At 61.1% G+C, this 6888-nt stretch carries 5 protein-coding genes; 4 read left to right on the top strand and 1 reads right to left on the bottom strand.

The features are described from left to right. Window positions 1-95 precede the first annotated feature (95 nt). From KBY75_RS15010 to KBY75_RS14995, 4 genes are read left to right on the top strand one after another with little or no spacing between them, the layout of a single operon-like run. Complete coding sequence (locus tag KBY75_RS15010) at window positions 96-1193, top strand: glycosyltransferase family 4 protein (RefSeq protein WP_255024532.1); 1098 nt, start codon at window positions 96-98, stop codon at window positions 1191-1193. A 4-nt stretch (window positions 1194-1197) separates the two neighbouring features. Continuing rightward, entirely contained in the window at window positions 1198-2478 is a 1281-nt protein-coding gene (locus KBY75_RS15005; protein ID WP_255024531.1) for a competence/damage-inducible protein A, read from the top strand. Window positions 2479-2506: 28 nt separating this feature from the next. Beyond that, a complete protein-coding gene (gene leuC, locus KBY75_RS15000; RefSeq protein WP_255024530.1) occupies window positions 2507-3922 on the top strand; it encodes a 3-isopropylmalate dehydratase large subunit in 1416 nt (471 codons plus the stop codon). A gap of 8 nt (window positions 3923-3930) precedes the next feature. Continuing rightward, window positions 3931-4545, top strand: a complete 615-nt coding sequence (locus KBY75_RS14995; RefSeq protein WP_255024533.1) for a 3-isopropylmalate dehydratase small subunit 2 — start codon at window positions 3931-3933, stop codon at window positions 4543-4545. On the opposite strand, the gene KBY75_RS14990 is transcribed toward KBY75_RS14995, so the two are convergent. Continuing rightward, on the bottom strand, window positions 4532-6888 hold a 2357-nt coding region (locus KBY75_RS14990), incomplete at its 5' end, for a DUF3769 domain-containing protein (protein ID WP_255024529.1). The two genes, KBY75_RS14995 and KBY75_RS14990, sit on opposite strands and share 14 nt — an antisense overlap.

The raw sequence follows: 6888 nt of genomic DNA, 5'->3' as shown, positions 1-6888 counted from the left end.
CGCAGCAGCGCGTGAGCTTCAGCACGCTTGATCCAGTTCAACGCCCGTAAGGTGGGTGCTGAAGGCCATTTTTCGGCTTGCTTCGGTCTGATTCAGTGACCCTCGCCTACAGCCCCAACGCGGCCGCATTGCTCACTTTTGCCGTTGCTGCACTGTGCACGGCTCTAGTGGTGCCAGTGGTACGCCGGCTCGGACTGCGCTGGGGATTGGTGGATGCTCCCGATGCGCGCAAGCAGCACACCTCACCGATGGTGCGCCTTGGCGGGGTCGGCATTGTTATCGCCTTTAGTGCAGCCCTGGGCCTCATCTGGGCATTGGGTGGGTTCGCCAACCTGCCCGCTGAAAAGGACCAGCTGATCTGGACCACCCTGGCCGGCGCCCTTTGCTTTTTCTTGATCGGGCTGGCAGATGATCTCTATGCTCTGCCGCCCCTGCCACGCTTGGCCGGCCAGTTGGCCATTTCGATGGTTGCCTGGAACGAGGGTGTGCGCATCGGCAACATCGAGATCCCCATGGGCTGGTGGGGAGGCTCTGATCTGCTGCTGCCATTGCCAGAGTGGCTAAGCCTGCTGGCAACGGTGATCTGGTTGGTGGGTATCACCAACGCTATTAATTGGCTCGATGGTCTTGATGGTCTGGCGGCGGGCGTGAGCGGTATCGCTGCAGTGGGTTTGTTGTCGGTGAGTTTCAGCCTGCATCAGCCTGCTGCTGGCCTGCTGGCCGCGGCGCTGGCTGGCAGCTGCCTCGGTTTCTTGCGCCACAACTTCAACCCTGCCCGCATCTTTATGGGCGACGGCGGCTCCTATTTTTTGGGCTTTGCCCTAGCGGCGATCAGCATCGTCGGCCCGGCCAAGGGGCTCACCAGCGTCAGCCTGCTGCTCCCGCTGTTGATCCTGTCGCTGCCCTTGGCCGACATGTCGGCTGTGATCATGGGCCGCCTCAGCGAAGGCCACTCTCCCTTCTATCCCGATCGGCGCCACCTGCACCACCGGCTACTAAGGACGGGACTGAGTCATCGCCGCACCGTGTTGCTTATTTATGCCTTCACCCAGTGGTTGGGCTCCCTGGCCCTGGTGCTGGTGAATGCTGAATTGCGCTTTCTCTGGCTGGCCCTGGCTACTGCTGTGTTGATCTGGGTGCTTGTTAGTACTCGCCGGGCCTTGCAGCAGCCTGCGGCCAACCGGGAGCTGTGAGGCTGTGAGCGCCGAGATTCTCTGCATCGGCACCGAGCTGCTGCTCGGCAACATCACTAATGGCAATGCCCGCTGGCTGGCCGAGCAGCTGGCAGCCCTGGGCATCGCCCACCAGCGCCAGAGCGTGGTTGGCGACAACCGCCCGCGCCTGATGGCAGCGGTGCGGGAAGCGGCAGGTCGCTGCCGGGTGTTGATCACTACCGGCGGCCTCGGCCCGACCCCAGACGACCTGACCACAGAAACTATTGCTGCTGCTTTTGACACGCCCCTGGTGGAGCACCCAGAGATCTGGATTGACATCCAGGCTCGCATCGGCGCGCGCGGCCGTTTCTGTTCCCCCAGCAACCGTAAACAGGCATTTTTGCCAGAAGGGGCGGCTGTGTTGCCAAATCCCACCGGCACCGCCCCCGGCATGATCTGGACCCCGCCTGCGGCCCCGGGCATTCAGCCCGGATTCACCGTGCTCACTTTCCCTGGCGTGCCAAGCGAAATGGAGGCGATGTGGTTTGGCACCGCAGAGCCATGGCTGCGCTCAACTGGTTTGGCTGAGGGGGTGTTCGCCAGTCGCATGTTGCGCTTTTGGGGCGTTTCCGAGTCGGCTCTGGCTGAGCAGATGGCCGATCTGCTGGCCCTGGAAAACCCAACTGTGGCGCCCTACGCCGGCGCCGGTGAGGTGAAGCTGCGCCTCACGGCCAGGGCAGGCAGCGTTGCTGAAGCCCAGATTCTGCTGGCTCCGCTTGAGGCCCAGATCCGGGCCCGCTCCGGTAGGGCCTGCTTCGGCGTCGATGACGACAGCCTGGCCAGTGTGGTGCTCGAGCAGTTGCGCCGCCGCGGTGAGACGCTTGCGGTAGCTGAGAGCTGCACTGGCGGTGGGCTGGGGGCGGCCCTGGCGGCGGTGCCTGGAGCCTCTGATTGCTTTGTTGGTGGCGTGATTGCCTATGCCAACTCGATTAAGCAGGCGTTGCTTGGGGTGCCGCAGGCGCTGCTTGAGAGCCACGGCGCCGTCAGCGATCCGGTGGCCCTCGCCATGGCTGAGGGCGCCCGCCGTGCAACTGGTGCCACCTGGGCCATTGCTGTGACCGGCATCGCCGGCCCGGGGGGTGGCAGCACTGAGAAGCCGGTGGGACTTGTGCATATCGCCATTGCCGGCCCGGATGGTTGCAGCAGCGAGGCAGTGCGCTTTGGCGCCACGCGCGGCCGGGTCTGGATTCAGCGGTTGACTACCGGTGAGGCGCTCCATCGCTTGCGCCTGCGGCTGGCCGACTGCCCCGGGGCGCAGCTTTAGGCTTAAGACTCAGTCGAACGGACCTTGCGTGAGTGCCGGCACCCTCTACGACAAGGTCTGGGATCTGCATCGGGTGGCCCAGTTGCCTGGCGGCTCCACCCAATTGTTTATCGGTTTGCACCTGATTCATGAGGTGACCAGCCCCCAGGCCTTTGCAGCCTTGAAAGATCTGGGCCTGCCGGTGCGACTCCCGGAGCGCACCGTGGCCACGGTTGATCACATCGTGCCCACCACCTCCCAGGCGCGCCCCTTCGCTGATCCCCTGGCTGAGGAGATGCTCGCCACCCTCGAGCGCAACTGCAGCGACTACGGCATCCCTTTGCATGGCCTCGGCAGCGGCCGCCAGGGAATCGTGCATGTGATTGCCCCCGAATTGGGTCTCACCCAGCCGGGTATGACCGTCGCCTGCGGCGACTCCCACACCTCCACCCACGGGGCGTTTGGAGCGATTGCCTTTGGCATTGGCACCAGCCAGGTGCGCGATGTGCTGGCCAGCCAGAGCCTTTCGATGGGCAAGCTCAAGGTGCGGCGGATTTGGGTTGAGGGTCAGCTGCAGCCTGGCGTCTATGCCAAAGACTTGGTGCTGCACATCATCCGGGTGTTGGGGGTCAAAGGTGGTGTGGGCTACGCCTACGAATTTGCCGGCCCCGCTATCGATGCTTTGGCGATGGAGGAGCGCATGACCCTCTGCAACATGGCAATCGAGGGCGGTGCTCGCTGCGGCTACGTCAACCCCGACGCCGTCACCTTTGCTTACCTGCAAGGCCGGCCCTATGCGCCCAAGCCTGAAGCCTGGGAGCGGGCCCTGGCCTGGTGGCGTGGCCTGGCCAGTGGCGCAGACGCCGTTTTTGACGATGAGGTGCGCTTCGATGCTGCCGCCATTGCGCCGACGGTCACCTGGGGGATCACCCCCGGCCAGGGCATCGGCGTTGATGAAGCGGTGCCAACCTTGGAGCAGACAGAGCCAGATGAGCGGCCCCTGGCCCAGGAGGCCTACCGCTACATGGATCTGCAGCCGGGTACTCCGATTGCCGGCACAGCGGTGGATGTTTGCTTCATTGGCAGCTGCACCAATGGGCGCCTGTCCGATCTGCAGGCGGCTGCGGCGGTGGCCAAGGGGCGCCATGTGGCTACGGGCATCAAGGCGTTTGTGGTGCCTGGTTCTGAACAGGTGGCGGCGGCCGCGGTAGCGGAAGGACTCGACCGAGTTTTTAGGGAGGCTGGCTTTGAGTGGCGTGAGCCCGGCTGCTCGATGTGTCTGGCCATGAATCCAGACCGGCTTGAGGGCCGTCAGATCAGCGCTAGTTCAAGTAATCGCAACTTCAAGGGTCGCCAGGGCTCGGCTAGCGGCCGCACCCTGCTGATGAGTCCGGCGATGGTGGCTGCGGCCGCAATTGCCGGCAAAGTGTGTGATGTGCGCCAGATGATTAACACCACGCCATGACCGCGGCCATGACCACCTCCAGCTTTCCCCTTGGCCCTATCGCGGCTGTGCGCGGGCGCGCCGTTGTCATCGCCGGCGACGACATTGATACCGACCGAATCATTCCAGCCCGCTTTCTTAAATGTGTCACCTTTGACGGGCTTGGTGAGCAGGTGTTTGCCGATGATCGGGCCGAGCTCTCTGGGGAGCATCCCTTCGATCGAGCAGAGCTGCAGGGAGCCTCTGTGCTGGTTGTGAACCGCAACTTTGGTTGTGGCTCAAGTCGTGAACATGCTCCCCAGGCGCTGATGCGCTGGGGTATTCGGGCGGTGGTGGGGGAAAGCTTTGCTGAGATCTTCTATGGCAACTGTCTGGCCTTGGGAATTCCTTGTTTCACCGCATCCCACGCCAGCGTGCTGAGCCTGCAAGAGCAGCTGATCGCCGATCCTGACCAAGAGCTCAACTTGTCGCTGGCTACGGCCTCCCTGGAGGACTCCCGGGGGCAGCTTTGGCAGCTAGAACTCCAGGCCGGTCCCCAGCAGATGCTGGCTTCTGGGCAATGGGATGCAACCTCCCAGTTGCTGGCCCACGACAGCGAGCTAACTCGCGCAGCTGAATCTTTGCCTTATATCAACGGCTTCTAGGCCTGGGCACGAAGGGTGTGCCACTGCCAGTGAAGTTGAAGTCGTTTAGTTTGACGCGGATGCCGCCGATGCCGTCGTAGGGGCTGTAGTAGACCCCGAGCTCGTACGAGCGGCGTTGCAGTTTTAATTCCACATAGGAATAGGAAACGTCGCCATAGAATTCGGAGCCATTGTCAATGTTGAAGGTGGCACCAGCTTCCAGCACAATTGGGCCGTAGATCTGTTGGGCTGCTTGAAAACTAAGGGTGCGCAGATCTACCGTGCGATCAAAGCCAAAGGGGCTGGCTCCATTTAAAAAGGTGCCGGCGATTGAGGCGGAGAAGCGGGTGTAATCGAATACGGGCCGATCAAACTGCCCCAGCGTGAACGAAGGCCCGCCCCACAAGGTGAGGGTGTTTTGGTTGGCGCCATCGCTATAGGTGGCCGCGTAGCCACTGGCTCCGAAGTTGATTCCTAAGCTGGGTGCGACCGGTATGGGGGAATAACGCAAGCCCCGCTTGGGGTCTTCGCTGGCGTCAAGGGCAGAGCCCTGCCAGAGCTGCAGGGTAGTACTCGCTGCCAGGTTGGCATAGCTGCGCCACAGCGTATCTAGCGTGTCTGTCTCAAAAAGCTCGGCTTGGTAGGAGCCTGACTGGATTGCCCAGTTGAGATTGACTGGCGCAAAGAAGGGGGCTTTACGAGAGTTTTCTGGATTTTTGTACTGGCCTAAAAGCGCGTTCCCTGCTAGATTAGCACCGTAGGAGTAAACAACTGTTTGCAGTCCAAGGCTGCCGTTGTAAATCCGCTCTCGGTATGAACCAAATGCGCTGGCATTGGCGCTTGTATGGCCGGGCAGGCTCAATGGAGCTGTCAAGCTTGTATTGCTACGGGTCCCGGCTCGGAAATTATCAGGATTAAAGGTAGATAGACTCGCCTCAGCATTCAGAGTGAGCCAGCCCATGGGCAGATTGAGTGCCGCCAGCAGGCCGAACATGTCGCCAATCTTGGCTGTCTGTTCGCTGCCCGGGCTGGCCAGGTTTTGACCGGAAAGGGCGTAACTACTGGTGCGTCCTTCTAGTGCCCGCTGCACATTCAGCTGGGGCTGGAGCTGCAAGCTTCCGCGTTGCCCCAGCTTGATGGGCTCCAGGTTGTAGCCGAGAAAAAACCCATCGCGATCTTGTTTGTCGGTGTCGAAAGCAAGCCGACCTTCCTCAGCGCCGATTGTTGTGTTGGTAATCGCCGGCAGTGAGATCTTGCCGTCCAGCAAAATCTGAGTGCTGCGGCTGTTGATGCGTGTCTTTCCTTTCCCATCCATTACGGCCACCACTTTGCGGGCCAGAACCCATGAAGCTGCTGGTGTGAAAGGGTCATTGGTGAAGGCGATCTGCTCGGCAGTCCAGCGGTTGCCTCTGATTTGGATTTGGGCTCCTTGAAAGCGGATTCGGCTGATCGTGCCTTTTTTGTCTTTGGGTGGGCGGTAGCCCTGTCCCTTGCTGTTGAGCGAGTCGGTGGTGTCGATTACGGCAGCCAGATCAAGCTTGAAGCGGATGCTCCAGCTCTGCTGGAAAACAACATCTCTGACCTTTGAATCCACCTCTGGCAGTTGCCCAATTGCTGGTTCTTTGCTAGTAGAGCTGCTGGGGTTTCGATTGGATTGCCACCGCTGCGGGCCGCCCGCCTGGGGTGGGCCAAAAGCAACTGACTCCAGTGCCCTATTTAGAGATAGAGCTGGAGTGGAGAGCTCGCTGCCAGGGCAGCCGGCTGGTGCTGGCATCGTGGGCAGGCTGCTGCGACCCGGTGGCAACACCCGCACCAGCGTTCTATTGCCAGGATCTGCGCTTAGTGGCGGACAGGCAAACGCTGGTTGGCTGACTTCAGATGGCTGAACGTTCGTTTTGGCCTTGAGTTCTTGAGATTTGACTTCTTGAGAGTTCTCCTCTTGAGAATTGATGTCCTGGGCAAGGGTGTCTTGGTCGATGACGCCATAGACGTCGTCAAGTTCGCCGCTGCCTTCTGGGTCGCTGTAGCGCAGACGGCTTGCCTGCAGGTATTGATCTCCTTTGATCAGGCGAATTTGCCCGCTGGCGTAGACACTGCGGCTGGGTTCTGCCAGTTCGACTCGATCTGCCAGCAGGCGCCAGCCGTTGAAGCGGGCTTCCACGTTGCCGGTGGCAACAAAGCGGCCTAGTTGCTGGTCGTAGCCCTGGTGATCCGCCTTGATTACAGCAAAGTTAGGGGCAGGGCTAACTGAACTAGCGGTTGTGACAGCCCCAGGCTGGCTGGGAATATCATTTGCCAGTACCTTTGGAGCAAAAAGGGCAGACAGGCAAGCTGCTGTTAATAGTTGGCGAGCTAGCCTCCTTA

The sequence above is a fragment of the Cyanobium sp. T1G-Tous genome, assembly GCF_024345455.1.
Classification (GTDB): Bacteria; Cyanobacteriota; Cyanobacteriia; order PCC-6307; family Cyanobiaceae; genus Cyanobium_A.
Note: the sequence above shows the minus strand (reverse complement) of the source record. Positions and strands in the feature narration are given on the sequence as shown.

Excerpts from the sequence above, each read along its gene's own strand:
- KBY75_RS14995 (WP_255024533.1), top strand. The coding sequence starts at position 3,931 with ATGACCACCTCCAGCTTTCCCCTTGGCCCTATCGCGGCTGTGCGCGGG.